Raw genomic sequence first — 836 nt, 5'->3', positions numbered from 1 at the left:
TAGGGTCAGGACTCATAGCCAGTATATGACGAGTGCTGCGAGTGCGATTGCGGACAAGAAGACCTTGGGGCACCTGTCGTAGCGGGTTGCTACACGCCGCCAATCCTTCAACCTTCCGAACATGATCTCGATCCGGTTACGCCGTTTGTATCGACGCCTGTCGTACTTTACCGGTTTCTTCCGCTGCTTCCGGCCAGGGATACAGGCTCGTATCCCTTTGTCTTTCAACGCTTCCCGGAACCAATCGGCGTCATAGCCGCGATCCCCGAGCAGCCAATCGACATCCGGCAAGCTGCTCAGCAATGCCCGCGCTCCGATGTAATCGCTGACTTGCCCAGCTGTGACGAACAGGTTGAGCGGACGTCCCCGGCTGTCGCAGATGGCGTGCAGCTTGGTGTTCATGCCGCCTTTGGTGCGACCGATCAGGCGTCCACGCCCCCCTTTTTGACGCCCAAGCTGGTCGCTGTGCGGTGGGCCTTCAGGTAGGTGGCGTCGATCATCACTGTCTTCTCTTCGCCGTGTTCGGCAGCCAGACCGACCATCATCTGGGCGAAGATGCCTTTGTCGCTCCACCGCTTCCAACGGTTATAGAGGGTCTTGTGTGGGCCATAGGCCGAAGGTGCGTCACGCCACCTCAACCCATTACGATTGATGAAGATAATGCCGCTCAACACACGTCGATCATCAACACGTGGCTTGCCGTGGGACTTGGGGAAGAAGGGTTCAAGACGCGCCATCTGCGCATCTGTGAGCCAGAAAAGATCAGACATGGTCACCGCTCGTTTTTCGAACCGTGAATCATGCACCAACGCGGAAATCAATGGGTCCTGACCCTA

The 836-nt window shown here is 57.4% G+C and carries 1 protein-coding gene; it reads right to left on the bottom strand.

Annotated elements, in window-relative coordinates; translation table 11 throughout:
• Window positions 1-12: 12 nt before the first annotated feature.
• Window positions 13-770 (bottom strand): IS5 family transposase gene (locus ACR0DH_RS20240; RefSeq protein WP_480551907.1). Its coding sequence is split into 2 segments (ribosomal slippage): window positions 13-449 and window positions 449-770, totalling 759 coding nucleotides; the frame shifts between segments, so codons are not numbered across the junction.
• Window positions 771-836: the final 66 nt, after the last annotated feature.

The sequence above is a fragment of the Ruegeria sp. I1 genome, from assembly GCF_056532675.1.
Note: the sequence above shows the minus strand (reverse complement) of the source record. Positions and strands in the feature narration are given on the sequence as shown.